The sequence below is a fragment of the Vibrio sp. CAU 1672 genome, from assembly GCF_029223195.1.
Lineage (GTDB): Bacteria > Pseudomonadota > Gammaproteobacteria > Enterobacterales > Vibrionaceae > Vibrio.
Window position 1 is genome coordinate 1 of the sequence record NZ_JARHUF010000065.1, and the last position, 1,451, is coordinate 1,451.

The window sequence follows — 1,451 nt, forward strand, 5'->3', positions numbered from 1 at the left end:
CTAATTAAGACTGAAATTGAACGCCGATACGACAATTTCAACTTTGAGCATTTACCACTAGATCTTGCGATATAGCTGCGATTTTCTTATTGCAAACTAACGCCCTGTTAAGGTGTGAGCAACGCAATACCGATGCCTCCGCAAACCACCTTAAACACTAAACGCAACGCATAGCAAAAATGCCAAGCGTTGCGAATCACTCTTAAACAGATTGTTATATCACGCCTTAATTGGTACACCATTGCATTTCACAAGGCACCCCATCTCGATTTCCATCAATTTGTACATTTGGGCAGTTTGATAAATAAAACTTCGCCTCATTGCAGGACGTCATTTGGCTACAATGAGTCTTACCCTGACACACAAATCCCATGTTTTCGTATTCTGGTGTAGTAAACAGTTTCTCGATAGCAAAGTAGCCGAAAACGCCGATAGCTAAGCCAATGAAAACAACCGACACGATAGATGTCGATGATTTCTCTTTGCGTGGTTTGACACCAACAAGCGAGACATCATAGGCATTGGCTTTTCCACTACTTACTTCAACTTGAAATTCAACCTCGTCACCCATTTGAGGGCGTCTATAGCCTTTTTTGAACTTCGATATATGGACAAAAACATCACCTTGGTAGTCATCAGAATTGATAAAACCAAAGCCACGATCATCAATCCATCTAACAATTTTACCCTTCATATATAATGTTCCTTCGAAGTGATATAACGCCCTGCTAAAGGGTGAACAACGCAATACCGAAGCCGCTGCAAACCACCTTAATCACTAAATTCAACGCATAGTGAAAATGCCACGCGTTGTGAATCCCTCTTGAGCAGTTTGTTAGTTTGCAGACCCAAAGGGTTGATTTTACGTTGTTTTAAACTTTGCGAACAACAAAATTTATGTGCCTTGATGCACTTAAGTCAGGCGTAGTCTCAAAGCGGCTAGTCAATGAAACCACTTGGAACAAGCAACGCCGCAGAAAACGAACTCACAACACCAGAAACTGCTTTTGGAAAGGCAATCTCACAATGCGGACTTTCAACAAAGCCACTGAAACCACGTGGAATTTACAACACCAGAGAAAACGTCATTTCAGCGAGTAAATCGGCTTTTGTACCAACAAACTCAACGAGCAGAGTTTCAGAAAAAAGTTCAATTCAGGTAACCCCAAAGTCGCCGCTCCAAAGAACAAAGCAACCGTTGGAACGATGCCAATTTTGGATTTTCAACACGCTAGTTAACACTGAAGTTGAACGCCGGCATAACAATTTAGACTTTGAGCTTTTACCTCTAGATCTTGCGATATAGCTGCATTTTTCCTCTTGCAAACTAACGCCGCATTAAGGTGTGAGCAACGCTACCACGAAACCTAACCACACCACCGTAAACACTAAACTCAACGATCGAATGAAAAATGCCAAGCGTTGGGAATCACTCTTAAATGCCTTGTTAT

General features: G+C 41.7%; 2 protein-coding genes. One reads left to right on the top strand and one right to left on the bottom strand.

Annotated elements, in window-relative coordinates:
• Positions 1 to 226: 226 nt before the first annotated feature.
• The gene (locus P2G85_RS21410) at positions 227 to 694 is read right to left on the bottom strand and encodes a cold shock domain-containing protein (protein ID WP_275866015.1); all 468 of its coding nucleotides are present in this window, start codon (positions 692 to 694) and stop codon (positions 227 to 229) included.
• Between the two features lie 252 nt (positions 695 to 946).
• On the opposite strand from P2G85_RS21410, the gene P2G85_RS21420 reads away from it, so the two are divergent.
• Positions 947 to 1,306, top strand: coding sequence for a hypothetical protein (locus P2G85_RS21420; protein ID WP_275866016.1), 360 nt, complete (start codon positions 947 to 949; stop codon positions 1,304 to 1,306).
• The last annotated feature ends 145 nt before the right edge of the window (positions 1,307 to 1,451 follow it).